The organism is Streptomyces sp. DI166, assembly GCF_900091315.1.
GTDB classification, from domain to species: Bacteria; Actinomycetota; Actinomycetes; order Streptomycetales; family Streptomycetaceae; genus Streptomyces; species Streptomyces fuscus.
In genome coordinates this window covers 69,705-86,543 of the sequence record NZ_FLSP01000029.1, presented here as the reverse complement: position 1 = coordinate 86,543, position 16,839 = coordinate 69,705, and the positions used below count along the sequence as shown (strand labels likewise).

Here is a 16,839-nt window from a genome sequence, read left to right as displayed (position 1 = left end):
GCGCGCATCGACCAGGTGCGCGCCGAGCTGGACGAGCTCAGTGACTACCTGCGCCACCACGACGGCAACGGCAGCGGCGACACCGAGGGCGGAAGGTGAGCGTGGCGACAGGACGGACCGTCGCCGGCCGGTACGAACTGTCCACGCTCATCGGACAGGGCGGCATGGGCCAGGTCTGGACGGCCTACGACCGGCGGCTCGACCGGCGCGTGGCGGTGAAGCTGCTGCGCCCCGACAAGGTCGCGGGCCAGGAGGCGGAGGAACTGCGCCGCCGGTTCATGCGCGAGTGCCGGGTGACCGCGCAGGTCGACCACCCCGGGCTGGTCACCGTGCACGACGCGGGCAGTGAGGGCGAGGAGCTGTTCCTCGTCATGCAGTACGTCGACGGCGCGGACCTCTCCGACCACCTCGCCGAGCACGACCCGTACCCCTGGCAGTGGGCGGTCGCGGTCGCCGCGCAACTGTGCGCCGTGCTGAGCGCCGTGCACGCCGTGCCGATCGTCCACCGCGACCTCAAACCGCGCAACGTCATGGTGAAGCAGGACGGCACCGTCACCGTCCTCGACCTCGGTGTCGCCTCTGTCATGGACGCCGACACCACCCGCCTCACCCACACCGGCACGCCCATCGGCTCGCCCGCCTACATGGCGCCCGAGCAGGCGATGGGCGGCGCGGTCGGCCCGTACACCGACCTGTACGCCCTCGGTGTGCTCATGCACGAACTGCTCAGCGGCGACGTGCCGTTCTCCGGCTCCACCGCGCTCGGGGTGCTGCACCGGCACCTGTACGAGCCCCCGCTCCCAGTGCGCCGGCTGCGCCCCGAGGTGCCCGAGGCGCTCGAAGCGCTCGTCCTGCGCCTGCTCGCCAAGGACCCGCAGCACCGCCCGTCGTCCGCGCAGGAGGTGTACGAGGACCTGGCGGCGCTCCTGCCCGCGCGCGGGACGCCCACCGGGGCGCCTCTGGACCCCACGCGCCCCTTCTTGCGCCCGCACGCCCCCTGGCCGGACCGCGCGCGCACTCCCGCGCCCCAGCCCGCCCCCGCCACCCCGGTCGCGCCCGCCGCCGAGAAGCCGGACGTCGCCCGCGCGGTGGACGAGGTCAAGCGTCTCCTCGGCGAGGGCCGCATCACCCAGGCCGTCGACATCCTCGGCGCGATCCTCCCGGTCGCCGCCGAGCAGCACGGCGAGCACTCGCCCGTCGTACGCACCCTGCGCAAGCAGTACGCGGCCACGCTCATGGACGACGGTCAGTACCGGCGCGCGCTGCCCGTCCTGCGCTCCCTGGCCGCCGAACGCGCCGCCGAGGCCGGCCACGCCGACCCCCAGTCCCTGCGCTTCCGCTACGACGCGGCCCAGTGCCTGGAACAGCTCGGCGACCCGGCGGCGGCGCTCAGCGAGTACCGGTCGCTGCTGCCGTACTACGAGAACCAGTACGTGTCCGGGGACCCCGAGCTGGCGCACGACGTGCGCCGCCGCATCGGCCACCTCCTGCTCGCCCTCGGCGACCGGGGCGCCGCCCACGAGACCCTCGTACGTCTGCTCCACGACGTGGAGCGCATCAAGGGCCCCGCCCACCCCATGGCGGCGGAGATCCGCCGGACGCTTCAGTGGCTGGGGCAGATGCGTGGCTAGCGAGGACGACGAGCGCCCGGACCCGGCGGAGCGCCGGGCGGCGATCGAGCGGATCATCGCCCCGCTGGACGCGAACATGCCCGACGCCGGGGACTTCGGCTTCGAGGCGATCCAGCGGCTCGGCAACCCCGTGCCGATGCTCGTGCAGAACGACGGCGAGGGGTGGCTGGAGCTCTGGCTGGAGCCGTTCGGGCAGGACTACTGGCTCCGGCCGGGGGAGGCGGTGTACGTCACCTCGTACGGGGTGTGGAACGACCACCCGTTCGAGACGGTCCACGAGCCGGGCCGGCTGACCGTCTGGGCCACCTCCTGGTTCGCCACGGTCGCCGACCGCGACGGCAACGAATTCCCTCCCGGCGCCCGGAGGGACGCCGACGGCTGATGTGCCGGTGCCCGAAGTCCTGGTGAATCGTTGGTCGAATGGGTTGGCCAGAGCTTGGCCACTGCCTACCATCGATCATCGCAAGACTTTGTGCACCGTCGCACAAGCTCCTCGGGAGGTTTCCTTGCACCGCCGCAACAGCCGCCGTCGCACCGCGCTCCTCCTCTCCGCCGCCATCGCGGCGGCGCCCGTCCTGACCGCCTGCGGAAACGATGCGCATCCGGGCGCGGCGGCCGTCGTCGGGGACCAGAGGATCACCGTCTCCCAGCTGGAGAACAGGGTGAACGAGGTGCGCGCCGCCCAGCGCGCGGCCGTGGCGGACGAGGCACAGTACGCCCAGACCGTGGCCCGGACCGGCAGCCTCACCCGCGACACCCTGCACGGCATGGTGCTGGAGCGGGTGCTGCACCAGGCCGCCCAGGACGCCGGCGTCACGGTCAGCCGCAAGGAGATCCAGCGGATGCGCAGCGGCCTCGAACAGCAGGTCGGTGGCGCCGAGGCGCTGGAGACGGCCTGGCTCCAGGAGTACGGGGTAGCCCCGAAGCACCTGGACGACAACCTCCGGCTCCAGCTGGAGGCGCAGAAGCTCGCCGCCAAGCTCGGCACCGACCCCAGCCGTCCGGAGTTCTGGAAGGCCCTGTCCGTGGCGTCCAAGAAGCTCGACATCGACCTCAACCCGCGCTACGGCACCTGGGACGTGGAGAAGAGCAGCCGCGCCGACGCCAAGACGCCGTGGGTGCGCGAGGTGACGGCGGCGGGTTCGGAACAGCAGCCGACGTAGGCGATCGGGTGCGGTGGTGCGGTGACGCCGAGCTGGCGGAACGGTACGCCGCACCCGCCATCCGCCGCCCGCGGTCCGCCATCAGCCATTCGCCGCCCGCCATCCGCCATCCGCCACCCGCGGTCCGGGCAGCGCAGGGCGCATCACACTCCGCAGTCATACGATCACACCCATCCCCCTGCCTGTGGACAACCGCCCAGACCCCGTCCACGCCGTGCGTTAGCTTCGAACCGTGAACACCACCAGCCCCGAAGCCGCCCCGGCCGCCACCGGCCGGATCGTCCTGCTCACCACCAGCCACCGCGTCGCCCCCGGCCTGCTCTCCTGGCCCGCCTGGCAGGCGCTGCGCTCCGCCGACAGCGTGCTGTGCGCGGACGGCGCGCACCCCCAGCTGCCGTACCTGCGTGAGGCCGGGATACGGGTGGTCGAGGCGTCCCCGACCGCGGAGGAACTGGTCGACGCCTGCGCCGGCGGACGCACCGTCGTGGTCGTGGCGACCGGAGAGGGCGAACCGGCACTGACCGACGGCCTCGCCCGGCTCGCCGGTTCCGGCCGGGTGTCCATGCCGGAGCTGGAACTGCTGCCCGCCTCCTACGACTTGCCCGGCGCCCGGCTCCTCGACCTCGTCCAGGTCATGGACCGCATCCGCGCCGAGTGCCCCTGGTCCTCGCAGCAGACCCACAAGGGGCTGGCCAAGTACGGCATCGAGGAGGCCTACGAACTCGTCGAGGCGATCGAGGAGGGCGACCGCGACGAACTGCGCGAGGAACTGGGGGACGTGCTCCTCCAAGTGGTCTTCCACGCCCGTATCGCCGAGGAGGACCCCGACGCCCCCTTCTCCATCGACGACGTCGCGGGCACGATCGTCAGCAAACTGATCCACCGTCACCCGCATGTCTTCGGCGACGAGACCGCCAGCACCCCCGAGGAGGTCAAGCAGCACTGGCTGCGCACCAAGGCGCAGGAGAAGCAGAGGGAGTCGGTCACCGACGGCATCCCCCTCGGCCAGCCCGGCCTCGCCCTCGCCGCGAAGCTGGCTTCCCGGGTCAGAACCGCAGGTCTGGACGTACCCCTGCCGAGCACCGACGGCATCGGCTACGAACTCCTCGCCCTCGCGGTGCGCGCCGAGGCCGAGGGCGTCGATCCGGAGGCGGCACTGAGAGCCGCGGGACGGGCCTACCGGGATGCTGTGCGGGCTGCCGAGGGGCTGGAAGGTTAGTACGGTTACGCACAGAGCTGGCTCTGGGGCACGGGGGCATACATGTCGGGCGTGTTGGACGATTTGGCGGCTGCGGCGGCCGGGGTTCTGGTGTCGTCAATGTGCTCCGAGGGCTGGGAGAGCGGGGCGAAGCGGGCGTTTGTCCACCTCTACAAGCGGGCCATGAAGCAGGACGTGAGCGCGGACCTGGAGGAACACCGGGGCGGCGTGTGCGGCGGGACACTGCCGCCGCGGGACGCCGCCCGGATCTGGCGGGACAGGATCCGTGAGGCGTTCACGAAGGAGATCATCGCCGCTGACGTCAACCGCTTCATCAGGGACTTCCGGCAGAGCGACATCACCTCCTGCCCGTCCTGCGAGAGCCGGGTGGAGCACCGCGACATCTACTGCGGGGAGTGCGGCGACGTCCTCGGCGCCGGTCCGACACCGGTGAGCGCCGGCTTTGTCATCCCGGAGGGGAACGGGCATGCGCCATCGCTCGGCGACCTGTTCGCCGACCTGCTCAGCAGCCCATTACCTCCTGGCCCCGACCCCGACCCCGGCCCCGGCCCCGACTCCGGCCCGGACCCCGACCCCGCGCCCACCTCACCCGAGCCCGCCCAACCCCCGTACGCCCAGGACCACATCGACTACCGGCACGCCCATGTCAACGGCCCCGTGATCGGCGTGCAGTACAACAACAACCACTACCCGTCCTCACCGCCCGCCCTCGCGGACTTCTGGCCCCGGCTCAGCGAGTTGCGGCGCGGCGCCGTCGGCATCCACCCCGTCAGCTGCTTCGACGACGAACCCCAGTTGCCGCCGTACGTCCCGCGCGACCGGGACCCCGAACTCGACCGGCTGGTGGCGAAGGGGTTGAAGGAGGGCGGGCTGGTCGTCGTCACCGGGGAGCCGCTCGCCGGGAAGACGGCCACCGCCTGGGCCGCGCTGGAGCGCAACGCCGGCCCGGACACCCGGGTGTTCATCGCCCACCCGGGCACGGATCTGCGGGAGCTGCCCGCCGCCCTGCGCGGACGGGACCGTACGGGAACGTACGTGGTGTGGCTCGACGACCTGGAGAGGCATTTCGACGAACCGGCGCTGGTGGCGCGTCCGTTGGCGCAGCTCCCCCATGAGGGCGTGCTCGTGCTGGCGACGATGCCGGACGCGGCGTACGACACGCACCGCTTCGGCAAAGACCAGACGGCGCGTGCGTTGCGGGGCGCCCGCACCGTGGATCTGACCTGCGAGTGGAGTAAGGCGGAACTCGCGCGGCTGTCGGAGGAAAGGGACCCGCGGCTCAAAGGCGCGTTCCGGTGGCGGATGTTCCTGGGGGTCACCCGGTTCCTGTCGGTGGGCCCCGACCTGTGGGAGGAATGGCGCCGGGCGAGTCGGCCCGGTGGGCGGGCCACCGCGCATCTGTTGGTGCGGGCAGCCATCGACGCCGCCCGCTGCGGGGCCATCACCAGCGGGCTCTCGGAAGAGACCTGGGACTTCCTGATCAACGTGCGCCAGATCTACGGAAGCGACGTCAGGCTGGAACTTCCTCTCCGGCAGGAGGACCTGGACTGGGCGAAGAGACCTCGGCTGGGGGTCTGCGGGCTGCTTGTGCCCGGGGACGAGGAGGGGACCTGGCGCGCGGCAGCCCCGCTGGTGGAGGACACGACGCGCTGCCCGGACTCGCCGCCCCTCACCTTGTCGGTGTGGGAAGCGGTGGCCTGGATGACGAAGCTGTACCGCTTGCCCGACCGCCACAGGGTGTTCTGCAGGGCCCTCCGCACCGTGCAGCACTGGGCCGAGACCGGCGAGGACCCCGCCGCCCCCGCACTCCTCGCCACACTGTCGACCTGGCTCGGTGACGGTTCCGAGGCGGAGCACTGGTGGCGCAGGGTGGGGGAGGCGGACGCGAGCCAGGCCCATATGCTCGGCCGCTATCTCCTCCTGGAGAAGGGCGAGTTGACCAAAGCGCTCCCCTATATACAGACGGCGGCCGAGGCGGGGAACCCCGACCCGGCGCAGGAGCTGGGCTTCCTCCTCCTGGTGCGCGCGCTGCACTGGCTCGGCGTGGCGGCCGAGCAGGGCAATGCCTCCGCGGCGCAACTCCTCCCCGCGCTCCGGACGGCACTGAAGGACGAGAAGCTCCAGGCCGCCCTGGCACACCCCGGCGCCACCGACCTGACGACGCCCGTCATCCCCGACCCGGCCCTGACGGCCGAGCATGCCATCCACCGAGCCCTCGACATCCTCCTCGACCGAGCCCCCGCCACCCCGCCGGATACCGTCAAGGAGTGACCAACCACTCCACCCCCGACAAGCACCGCGCAACCTCCCCCGACGGCCCCGCTCCGGCCTCCCCCCACCCCGCGCCCCACACCTCACCCGGCGAAACGGCCCCCACGCTCTTCACCTGGGACTTCGCCGCCAACCCCTACCCCGCCTACACCTGGCTGCGTGAGCACGCCCCCGTGCACCGGACCACGTTGCCCAGCGGTGTGGAGGCTTGGCTGGTCACGCGTTACGCCGATGCCAAGCAGGCCCTGGCCGACCAGCGGCTCAGCAAGAACCCCGAGCACCACGACGAGCCCGCGCACGCCAAGGGCAAGACCGGTATCCCCGGTGAGCGCAAGGCCGAGCTGATGACGCATCTGCTGAACATCGACCCGCCGGACCACACCCGTCTGCGCCGGCTGGTCAGCAAGGCGTTCACGCCCCGCAGGGTCGCGGAGTTCGCGCCGCGTGTGCAGGAGCTGACCGACCACCTCATCGACGGGTTCGCGGAGAAGGGCAGCGCCGACCTCATCCACGAGTTCGCCTTCCCGCTCCCCATCTACGCCATCTGCGACCTGCTTGGCGTCCCGCGCGAGGACCAGGACGACTTCCGGGACTGGGCGGGCATGATGATCCGGCATCAGGGCGGACCGCGCGGCGGGGTCGCCCGGTCCGTGAAGAAGATGCGCGGCTATCTGGCCGACCTCATCCACCGCAAGCGCGCCGCGCTGCCCGCCGAACCCGCCCCCGGCGAGGACCTGATCTCGGGCCTCATCCGCGCCTCCGACCACGGCGAACACCTCACCGAGAACGAGGCCGCGGCGATGGCGTTCATCCTGCTGTTCGCCGGGTTCGAGACGACCGTCAACCTCATCGGCAACGGCACCTACGCCCTGCTCACCCACCCCGACCAGCGCGCACGGCTCCAGGCCTCCCTCGCCAGGAAGGAGACGGACCTGCTGGAGACCGGAGTCGAGGAACTGCTGCGCTACGACGGCCCCGTGGAGCTGGCCACCTGGCGGTTCGCCACCCGCCCCCTGACCATCGGCGGCCAGGACATCGCACCCGGCGACCCCGTGCTGGTCGTCCTGGCCGCCGCGGACCGGGACCCGGCGCGGTTCGCGGACCCCGACACGCTCGACCTCGCCCGGCGCGACAACCAGCATCTGGGATACGGGCACGGCATCCACTACTGCCTGGGCGCCCCGCTCGCCCGGCTGGAGGGACAGACCGCGCTGGCCACGCTCCTCACCCGGCTGCCGGACCTTCGGCTCGCCGCCGAACCGGCCGATCTGCGCTGGCGCGGCGGGCTCATCATGCGTGGACTGCGCACGCTGCCGGTCGAGTTCACACCGAGCCGCTGACCGCTCGACCACAACTCGCCCACGCCGCAAGCAAGGGACGATACGGGCGGTACGCAAACATGACACGCACTCAAGTTTGTGATCTTCACGTGATCTGTGCGGCATTAACTTGTGACAAGTGATCGTCTGCCTATACGTTCACTCGTCAGCGCGACGCCTCGGTTCACGGGCGGCGCGCGGTCCCTGCTGTCTCCGAAAGGTCCCCGCATGCTCTCCGGGAACGGTCGTCACCGTCGCCCCCGCCAGGCTCCGGCCCTCTTCGTCGCGGCCGGAGTGACCGGCTCCGCAATCGCCATCCCGCTGCTCGGCGCATCCGGCGCGAGCGCCGCCGACGGCACCACCTGGGACCGGGTGGCGGAGTGCGAGAGCGGTGGCTACTGGAGCCAGGACAGCGGGAACGGCTACTACGGCGGCCTCCAGGTCACCCAGGAGAACTGGGAGCAGTACGGCGGTACGACGTACGCGCCCAGTGCCGACCAGGCCAGCCGCTCCCAGCAGATAGCCGTCGCCGAGCGCATCCTCGCCGACCAGGGTCTGGCCGCCTGGCCGACCTGTGGCCCGCTGTCCGGTCTTGAGGTCGATTCGGACGCGGCCGACGTCGACACGGGTATCGCCGAGGAAGAGTCCGCTTCGCCCGGCAACTCCGGTTCGTCCGGGTCGGCTGGTTCGTCCAACTCTTCCAGCTCATCCAGCTCGTCCGATCTGCTGGACTCCGTCGACGGCGGTTCCGTGAACGAGTCCGACTCTCAGGGTGCGGACAACTCCACCAAGTCGGACAAGTCCACCGAAGAGGTGGAATCGGGCGACTCGATGGAATCCACCGACCCCTCCAACTCGTCCGAGAGTGACCCCTCCCAGGAGTCCGAGGACGACCTCACGGCAACCCCGGGCCGGGGCAACTCGGACAACTCCGGCCAAACCGAGAGTGATTCCGCCCTCATCGAGACCGAAACGGGCGCCGGAACCGGCCGCCACCGCGGTGAGCCCGCCGACGAGAGCGCCGCCGACGCGTACGTCGTGCGGGACGGCGACAGCCTCGTCGGTATCGCCGACTCCTTTGAGGTGGACGGCGGCTGGCGCGGGCTCTATGCCGCGAACAAGGAGACCATCGGCGCCGACCCGGACCACATCGTGCCCGGTCAGACCCTTGATCTTGAGGGCGAAACGGTCGAAAACCAGCAGTAGTTGACGTCACGTTTGATGCTGAATGCCCGTTTTGGCGAGACTGTGGGATGAGTCTCAGAAGCCCTGATCGTCTTTGAAATTCCGCGGATCGCGTGTCTACGGTCAGGACCGCTCGCCAACACGAGCCCCGGCTGCCGCAACGCCGAATCCTGCCAGCGGCCGTACGGGAACAGTCGTCGCGTCAAGCGCCGTAGGCAGGAGCGGGGGACCCAAGGTAAGTGCCGGAACCGGCAGTTGAGGCAACTCGACCGCCGGCACCGGCTAGGGGTGAAGCCGCGCACCGCACGAGTGCGCGGCCGGGCAACTCAACCGGCCCGAACCCGACAGCTCACCTCGCAGGCGTCGGTGAGGGGATCGATCCATGCTGTTTTCCGGCAAGGGCAAGCACCGTCGTCCGTCCAAGGCCACTCGCGCCATCGTCATCGCCGGTGTCACCGGCGCCGCCGTCGCCGCCCCGCTGATGGCGGCCGGCAACGCCTCCGCCGCCACCGCCTCCGAGTGGGACGCCGTCGCCCAGTGCGAGTCCGGCGGAAACTGGTCCATCAACACCGGCAACGGCTACTACGGCGGTCTGCAGTTCTCCGCCTCCACCTGGGCCGCGTACGGCGGCACGCAGTACGCCGCCACCGCCGACCAGGCCTCCAAGGCCCAGCAGATCGCGATCGCCGAGAAGGTCCTCGCCGGTCAGGGCAAGGGCGCCTGGCCGCACTGCGGTGTGAACCTGTCGAGCACGCCGTACACCGGCGCCGCCGCCACCACCCCCGCGCCGCGGGCCACCGAGGAGCAGCCGGCCTCCCGCACCGCCGAGCGCCCGGCCCAGAAGACGCAGAAGGCCGAGAAGAAGGCCCAGAAGACCGTCACCACCCCGACCGGCAAGAAGGTCAAGAAGGGTGACGGCGAGTACAAGGTCGTCAAGGGCGACACCCTCAGCACCATCGCCGAGGAGCACGACGTCAAGGGCGGCTGGCAGAAGCTGTACAAGCTGAACAAGGACATCGTCGCGGACGCCGACCTGATCTACCCCGGTCAGCAGCTCCACCTCAAGTGATCCGATAGCCGGACCACAGGCCGCTCATACCGGCCTCCCCCATACTGGAGGCCCCCCGTGAGGGCCACCCCCGTCCCCACGGGCTCCCCGTCCCGGTGCGTGTTCCCCCGTACGCACCGGGGCGGGGCTTTTCTCCGTACCGGGGTCCCCTTCATTGCACCCGCCACCGATCCTTTGTTCCGTGAAGAAACAATGGGTACCGTCTGTCCTTGTCCACGGGACGGTCGGTCGGCTGGCCGAAGTCCCTCAGGCGGTTAGGCTCTAGTCGCAAGGCTCACGTGCCCCGCACCTTAAGCGTCACATCCCATGAAGGAGATGCTCGTGCCGTCCATCGACGTCGTCGTAGCCCGGGAAATCCTGGACTCCCGAGGCAACCCCACGGTCGAGGTCGAGGTCGGCCTCGACGACGGCAGCACGGGTCGTGCCGCCGTTCCCTCCGGTGCCTCCACCGGTGCTTTCGAGGCCATCGAGCTTCGCGACGGCGACCCGAACCGCTACCAGGGCAAGGGTGTCGAGAAGGCCGTCCTCGCCGTCATCGAGCAGATCGGCCCCGAGCTGGTCGGCTACGACGCCACCGAGCAGCGCCTGATCGACCAGGCCATGTTCGACCTGGACGCCACCGACAACAAGGGCTCCCTCGGCGCCAACGCCATCCTCGGCGTCTCGCTCGCCGTCGCCCACGCCGCCTCCGAGGCCAGCGACCTCCCGCTCTTCCGCTACCTGGGCGGCCCCAACGCCCACCTGCTGCCCGTCCCGATGATGAACATCCTGAACGGCGGCTCGCACGCCGACTCCAACGTGGACATCCAGGAGTTCATGATCGCCCCGATCGGCGCGGAGTCCTTCTCCGAGGCGCTGCGCTGGGGCACCGAGGTCTACCACACCCTCAAGAAGGTGCTGAAGGGCCGCGGCCTGTCCACCGGCCTCGGCGACGAGGGCGGCTTCGCCCCGAACCTCGGCTCCAACCGCGAGGCCCTCGACCTCATCCTTGAGGCGATCAAGGAGGCCGGTTACACCCCCGGCGAGCAGATCGCCCTGGCCCTCGACGTCGCCGCCTCCGAGTTCTACAAGGACGGCAAGTACCTCTTCGAGGGCAAGGAGCGCTCCGCCGCCGAGATGACGGAGTACTACGAGGAGCTCGTGGCGGCCTACCCGCTCGTCTCCATCGAGGACCCGCTGTTCGAGGACGACTGGGCGGGCTGGAAGGTCATCACCGACAAGCTCGGCGACAAGGTCCAGCTGGTCGGCGACGACCTGTTCGTCACCAACCCCGAGCGCCTCGCCCGCGGCATCGAGGAGGGCACCGCCAACGCCCTCCTGGTCAAGGTGAACCAGATCGGCTCGCTCACCGAGACCCTGGACGCCGTGGAGCTGGCCCAGCGCAGCGGCTTCAAGTGCATGATGTCCCACCGCTCCGGCGAGACCGAGGACGTCACCATCGCCGACCTGGCCGTCGCCACCAACTGCGGCCAGATCAAGACCGGCGCCCCGGCCCGCTCCGAGCGCGTGGCCAAGTACAACCAGCTGCTGCGCATCGAGGAGATCCTCGACGACGCCGCGGTGTACGCCGGCCGCTCGGCGTTCCCCCGCTTCAAGGGCTGATCACCGCCCAGGGGTAGCCAGTCGTACGTACGTCCCCGTACTCGGTCCCGTACCGTGTGCGGGGACGTACGCGTGTGGAACGGGAGGCGGGGCAGATGGCCGTGAAGGACCGGGACCGGTTCTCCACCGCGACCAGGATCAGGCTGCTCGGGGAGCAGACCGCGGCCCGGGTCTACCGCTCCCAGACCAAACGGCAGGCCCGCCGCTCCCGGCTGACCGGCCGCGCCGCCCTGCTCGCCCTCGTCGTCTGCTCCCTGGTCGTCGCCCTCGCCTACCCGATAAGGCAGTACGTCGCCCAGCGCGCCGACATCGCCGATCTGGAGCAGCAGCGGGAGCAGGCCCGGCAGCGGGTGGAGGACCTGCGCGACCTCAAGGCACGCTGGAAGGACGACGCGTACGCGGAGCAGCGGATCCGGGAGCGGCTGCACTACGTCATGCCGGGCGAGACCGGGTACGTCGTGATCGACCCGGACGCCGTCAAGCGCACCCGCACCGACCAGGGCGCCGCCGACCGCGCCTGGTACGCCAATGTCTGGGACGGGGTCGACAAGTCCGACGCCGCCGACCGATAGACAGAGACGAAAGACTGTAAAGACGTTATGGAAACGCCCCCGCCCACCACACCGCGCACCGAGCCCACCGACGCGGACGTCGCGGCCTTCCAGCAGCAGCTCGGCCGCCCGCCGCGCGGGCTGCGCGCCATCGCGCACCGCTGCCCCTGCGGCCAGCCGGACGTGGTGGAGACGGCGCCCCGGCTGCCGGACGGCACACCCTTCCCGACGCTGTACTACCTGACGTGCCCCAAGGCGAACTCCGCCATCGGCACGCTGGAGGCCGAGGGCGTGATGAAGGAGATGACGGAGCGGCTGGCCACCGATCCCGAACTGGCCGCCGCCTACCGCGCCGCGCACGAGGACTACATCCGGCGCCGGGACGAGATCGAGGAGCTGAAGGGCTTCCCCAGCGCGGGCGGTATGCCGGACCGGGTGAAGTGCCTGCACGTCCTGGTGGCGCACTCGCTGGCCGCCGGGCCGGGTGTGAACCCGCTGGGTGACGAGGCGCTGGCGATGCTGCCGGAGTGGTGGCGCAAGGGCGCCTGTGTAACGGGGATTCAGGAGGACGCCCGATGAGCCGTGTCGCCGCCGTCGACTGCGGTACGAACTCCATCCGTCTGCTGGTCGCCGACTGCGACCCGGCCACGGGCGAGCTGGTCGACCTGGACCGCCGGATGACCATCGTGCGGCTCGGCCAGGGCGTCGACCGGACCGGCAGGCTCGCGCCGGAGGCGCTGGAGCGGACCTTCGCCGCCTGCCGGGAGTACGCGGCCGCCATCAAGGAGCACGGCGCCGAGCGGGTGCGGTTCGTGGCCACCTCCGCCTCCCGGGACGCGGAGAACCGGGACGACTTCGTACGCGGTGTCATGGAGATCCTGGGCGTGGAGCCCGAGGTGATCAGCGGGGACCAGGAGGCGGAGTTCTCCTTCACCGGCGCCACCAAGGAACTGACCGGGCACGACCACCTGCCCAAGCCCTATCTCGTCGTCGACATCGGCGGCGGGTCCACGGAGTTCGTCGTCGGCGACGACCACGTGCGCGCCGCCCGCTCGGTGGACGTGGGCTGCGTACGGATGACCGAGCGGCACCTGGTGCGCGAGGGCGCCGTCAGCGACCCGCCGACCGCCGAGCAGATCGCGGCGATGCGCGCGGACATCGAGGCCGCCCTCGACCTCGCCGAGCGGACCGTGCCGCTGCGCGAGGCGCGCACCCTGGTGGGCCTGGCCGGCTCGGTGACCACGGTCTCCGCCATCGCCCAGGAGCTGCCCGAGTACGACTCCGCCCGTATCCACCACTCCCGGGTCTCCCTCGACCGGGTCCGGGAGATCACCGAGTGGCTGCTGCGCTCCACGCACGCCGAGCGGGCCGCCGTGCCCTCCATGCACCCGGGGCGGGTGGACGTGATCGGGGCCGGGTCGCTCGTACTGCTGGCGATCATGGAGCGGATCGGTGCCGAGGAGGTCGTCGTGAGCGAGCACGACATCCTCGACGGCATCGCTTGGTCGGTGGCGTAGCTCCCACTTGTTACTGCTCGGTAGCGTTCGCTTGAGCAGGTCATGTAGCGTCTGAGCGGGTTCGAGGGGTCCTTGAGAGCCCGTCGTTCGCGCTCCCGCGGAAAAGTTCGTGAAGTTCTTCACAAGGAATTGGGTCCGGCAGTGCCCCGTAAAGGGGCCGGTTGGCCCTTCCGGGGGGTCAACACCCCCTTGAACATGTTCAGAAGAGGTGCAGGGGTGTCCCGTCGGGAGCGGCTCTCCGGGAGTGTTTCGGACCCCTCACGGCGCCTTCGAAAGCAAGGAGAGGCAGCTCACGCGCCCTTGACAACGGTCGGCGCCGGGCGCCGGTTCCCTCTCATCGGCATGATGTGGATCACGCGGGCCGGGGAGGATAACACACCCCCTGCCCAAGCTTGTGAAGGGGCGCACGAGCCACCCCCCTGAGGCGGGTGGATACTCGATGGCATGAGCACCACGGAGCGTCCCAGGATCCTCGTAGTAGGCGGTGGGTACGTAGGACTGTACGCAGCTCGGCGCATTCTGAAGAAGATGCGCTACGGCGAGGCGACCGTCACGGTCGTCGACCCCCGGTCGTACATGACCTACCAGCCCTTCCTTCCCGAAACCGCCGCCGGCAACATCTCCCCGCGCCACGTCGTCGTCCCGCTGCGGCGCGTGCTGCCCAAGGCGGAGGTCCTCACCGGCCGGGTCACCACCATCGACCAGGACCGCAAGGTCGCCACGATCGCCCCGCTGGTGGGCGAGGCGTACGAGCTGCCGTTCGACTACCTGGTCATCGCGATGGGCGCGGTCTCCCGCACCTTCCCGATCCCCGGCCTCGCCGAGCAGGGCATCGGCATGAAGGGCATCGAGGAGGCCATCGGCCTGCGCAACCACGTGCTGGAGCAGCTCGACAAGGCCGACTCCACCACCGATGAGGAGATCCGCCGCAAGGCGCTCACCTTCGTCTTCGTCGGCGGCGGCTTCGCCGGCGCGGAGACCATCGGCGAGGTCGAGGACATGGCCCGCGACGCGGCCAAGTACTACACCAGCGTCTCCCGCGAGGACATGCGCTTCATCCTCGTCGACGCCGCCGACAAGATCCTGCCCGAGGTCGGCCCGAAGCTCGGCAAGTACGGCAAGGAGCACCTGGAGGCCCGCGGGGTCGAGGTGTACCTGTCCACCTCCATGGAGTCCTGCGTCGACGGCCACGTCGTGCTGAAGAACGGGCTGGAGGTCGACTCCAACACCATCGTGTGGACCGCCGGTGTGAAGCCGAACCCGGCGCTCTCCCGCTTCGGTCTGCCGCTCGGCCCGCGCGGTCACGTCGACTGCCAGCCGACGCTCCAGGTCACCGGCACCGACTACATCTGGGCCGCGGGCGACAACGCCCAGGTCCCGGACCTGGTCGGCCGCAAGGCCGGCAACGAGAACGCCTGGTGCCCGCCGAACGCGCAGCACGCGCTGCGGCAGGCCAAGGTCCTCGGCGACAACGTGGTGTCCGGCATGCGGGGCTTCCCGCAGAAGGAGTACAGCCACGCCAACAAGGGCGCCGTCGCGGGCCTGGGCCTGCACAAGGGCGTCGCGATGATCGTCGTCGGCAAGTTCAAGATCAAGCTCAAGGGCCGGCTGGCGTGGTACATGCACCGCGGCTACCACGGCCTGGCGATGCCGACCTGGAACCGCAAGATCCGGGTCTTCGCCGACTGGACGCTCGGCATGTTCCTCAAGCGCGAGGTCGTGGCGCTCGGCGCGCTGGAGTCCCCGCGCGAGGAGTTCTACGAGGCCGCCAAGCCGGCCCCGGCCGCCGTCGCGCCGAAGACCGAGGAGAAGGCCAAGGCCTCCTGACCTCCTGAGGTCGCCGAAACCCCGAAGGACCTTCCGCCATCCGTGGTGCGGGAGGTCCTTCGGCGTACCCGGGCCCGTGGGACACGTGTGCTCCAAAACGCCGACGGGGGACTGCGCAGCCGCCCTGTTGGTGTTTACGTGGGTACTTGGACATCAGGTATCCCCGTTCTCCTGGGTCATGGAGGTGTGCGCCATGGCAGACGCCGCGCCGCGGCTGATGGGCCTCGTCGAACAGTTGCTGGGAGTGCCGCTCCCCGTGCGCATCCGCGCCTGGGACGGTTCGCAGGCGGGGCCGCCGGGCGCGCCGGCGCTGGTCGTCCGCAACCGCCGGGCCGTGCGTCGGCTGCTGTGGAGGCCCGGCGAACTCGGCCTCGCCCGCGCCTGGGTGGCCGGCGACCTCGACATCGAGGGCGACCTCTACACCTGCCTCGATCTGCTCTCCGGTCTGATCTGGGAGCGCGGCGAGGACGCCCGCTCGCTCACCCAGGCACTGCGCGACCCCGAGGTCCGTGCCGCGGTCCGGGGACTGGTCGCCATGGCCGGGACCCCGCTGCCGCCCGCACCCCCCGAGGAGGAGGTCCGCCGCCGCGGCCACCTCCACACCAAGCGCACCGACCGCCGCGCCATCAGCCACCACTACGACGTCGGCAACGACTTCTACGAGATCGTCCTCGGCCCGTCCATGGTGTACTCCTGCGCCTACTGGCAGGGCCCGGACGACACCCTCGAAGCGGCCCAGTACGACAAGCTCGACCTGGTCTGCCGCAAACTCGGCCTGAGACCCGGCATGCGGCTGCTGGACGTCGGCTGCGGCTGGGGCTCGATGGCCCTGCACGCCGCCAAGGAGTACGGCGTGAGCGTCGTCGGCATCACCCTCTCCCAGGAACAGGCCGCCTACGCCCGCAAGCGCGCCGCCGACGAGGGGCTCACCGACCGCGTCGAGATCCGCGTCCAGGACTACCGCGACCTCAAGGACGGCCCCTTCGACGCGATCTCCTCCATCGGCATGGCCGAACATGTCGGCGCCCAGCGCTATCTGGAGTACGCCACCCATCTGCACGGGCTGCTGGAACCCGGCGGACGGCTGCTCAACCACCAGATCTCCCGCCGCCCGCAGCGCGACGAAACCACGTACCACGTCGACGAGTTCATCGACGCCTACGTCTTCCCCGACGGCGAGCTCCAGCCCGTCGGCGTCACCGTCGCCCAGCTGGAGCGCGCCGGGTTCGAGGTGCGGGACGTGGAGGCGATCCGCGAGCACTACGCCCGCACCCTGCGCCGCTGGGTGGCCCGCCTGGAGGCCGACTGGCCGCGCGCGGTACGGCTCACCAGCCCCGGCCGCTCCCGGGTCTGGCGCCTGTACATGGCCGCCTCCGCGCTCGCCTTCGAGCGCAACCGCATCGGCGTCAACCAGATCCTCGCGGTCCGCACCCCCGACTCCGGCGACTCCGGAATGCCCCTGCGCGCCCGCACCTGGAACTGAAC

The 16,839-nt window shown here is 70.6% G+C and carries 14 protein-coding genes and 1 riboswitch; all 14 genes read left to right on the top strand.

What is annotated here, in order from left to right:
* The first annotated feature begins 137 nt into the window (after positions 1–137).
* The 14 genes from GA0115233_RS16630 to GA0115233_RS16565 all read left to right on the top strand — a co-directional run bounded on the left by GA0115233_RS16630 (position 138) and on the right by GA0115233_RS16565 (position 16,837).
* Positions 138–1,631, top strand: a complete 1,494-nt coding sequence (locus GA0115233_RS16630) for a serine/threonine-protein kinase (protein WP_255310228.1) — start codon at positions 138–140, stop codon at positions 1,629–1,631.
* Entirely contained in the window at positions 1,624–2,013 is a 390-nt protein-coding gene (locus tag GA0115233_RS16625) for a hypothetical protein (RefSeq protein ID WP_093721004.1), read from the top strand. Before GA0115233_RS16630 ends, GA0115233_RS16625 begins: the two co-directional genes overlap by 8 nt.
* 124 nt (positions 2,014–2,137) lie before the next feature.
* Positions 2,138–2,794 carry a SurA N-terminal domain-containing protein gene (locus GA0115233_RS16620; RefSeq protein ID WP_093721003.1) on the top strand — a complete coding sequence of 219 codons (657 nt, stop codon included), beginning with the start codon at positions 2,138–2,140 and terminating at the stop codon, positions 2,792–2,794.
* Positions 2,795–3,026: 232 nt separating this feature from the next.
* Positions 3,027–4,013, top strand: a complete 987-nt coding sequence (locus tag GA0115233_RS16615) for a nucleoside triphosphate pyrophosphohydrolase (RefSeq protein ID WP_093721002.1) — start codon at positions 3,027–3,029, stop codon at positions 4,011–4,013.
* A gap of 162 nt (positions 4,014–4,175) precedes the next feature.
* On the top strand, positions 4,176–6,284 hold the full coding sequence (locus GA0115233_RS16610; protein WP_176711807.1) for a hypothetical protein: 2,109 nt from the start codon (positions 4,176–4,178) through the stop codon (positions 6,282–6,284).
* Complete coding sequence (locus tag GA0115233_RS16605) at positions 6,281–7,624, top strand: cytochrome P450 family protein (protein ID WP_093721000.1); 1,344 nt, start codon at positions 6,281–6,283, stop codon at positions 7,622–7,624. Before GA0115233_RS16610 ends, GA0115233_RS16605 begins: the two co-directional genes overlap by 4 nt.
* 207 nt (positions 7,625–7,831) lie before the next feature.
* The gene (locus GA0115233_RS16600) at positions 7,832–8,809 is read left to right on the top strand and encodes a LysM peptidoglycan-binding domain-containing protein (protein WP_093720999.1); all 978 of its coding nucleotides are present in this window, start codon (positions 7,832–7,834) and stop codon (positions 8,807–8,809) included.
* A gap of 176 nt (positions 8,810–8,985) precedes the next feature.
* A riboswitch (cyclic di-AMP (ydaO/yuaA leader) is annotated at positions 8,986–9,166 on the top strand.
* 4 nt (positions 9,167–9,170) lie between these two features.
* The gene (locus GA0115233_RS16595) at positions 9,171–9,857 is read left to right on the top strand and encodes a LysM peptidoglycan-binding domain-containing protein (RefSeq protein ID WP_093720998.1); all 687 of its coding nucleotides are present in this window, start codon (positions 9,171–9,173) and stop codon (positions 9,855–9,857) included.
* A gap of 315 nt (positions 9,858–10,172) precedes the next feature.
* Positions 10,173–11,459 (top strand): phosphopyruvate hydratase, encoded by a 1,287-nt coding sequence (gene eno / locus GA0115233_RS16590; protein WP_093721013.1) that lies wholly within the window; start codon positions 10,173–10,175, stop codon positions 11,457–11,459.
* A gap of 95 nt (positions 11,460–11,554) precedes the next feature.
* Positions 11,555–12,031 carry an FtsB family cell division protein gene (locus GA0115233_RS16585; RefSeq protein WP_093720997.1) on the top strand — a complete coding sequence of 159 codons (477 nt, stop codon included), beginning with the start codon at positions 11,555–11,557 and terminating at the stop codon, positions 12,029–12,031.
* Between the two features lie 27 nt (positions 12,032–12,058).
* Entirely contained in the window at positions 12,059–12,589 is a 531-nt protein-coding gene (locus GA0115233_RS16580) for a DUF501 domain-containing protein (RefSeq protein WP_093720996.1), read from the top strand.
* Positions 12,586–13,527 (top strand): Ppx/GppA phosphatase family protein, encoded by a 942-nt coding sequence (locus GA0115233_RS16575; protein WP_093720995.1) that lies wholly within the window; start codon positions 12,586–12,588, stop codon positions 13,525–13,527. Before GA0115233_RS16580 ends, GA0115233_RS16575 begins: the two co-directional genes overlap by 4 nt.
* Before the next feature lie 444 nt (positions 13,528–13,971).
* On the top strand, positions 13,972–15,354 hold the full coding sequence (locus GA0115233_RS16570; RefSeq protein WP_093720994.1) for an NAD(P)/FAD-dependent oxidoreductase: 1,383 nt from the start codon (positions 13,972–13,974) through the stop codon (positions 15,352–15,354).
* Positions 15,355–15,547: 193 nt separating this feature from the next.
* Positions 15,548–16,837: an SAM-dependent methyltransferase gene (locus GA0115233_RS16565; RefSeq protein ID WP_093721012.1), complete on the top strand. Its 1,290-nt coding sequence runs from the start codon at positions 15,548–15,550 to the stop codon at positions 16,835–16,837.
* Positions 16,838–16,839 lie beyond the last annotated feature (2 nt).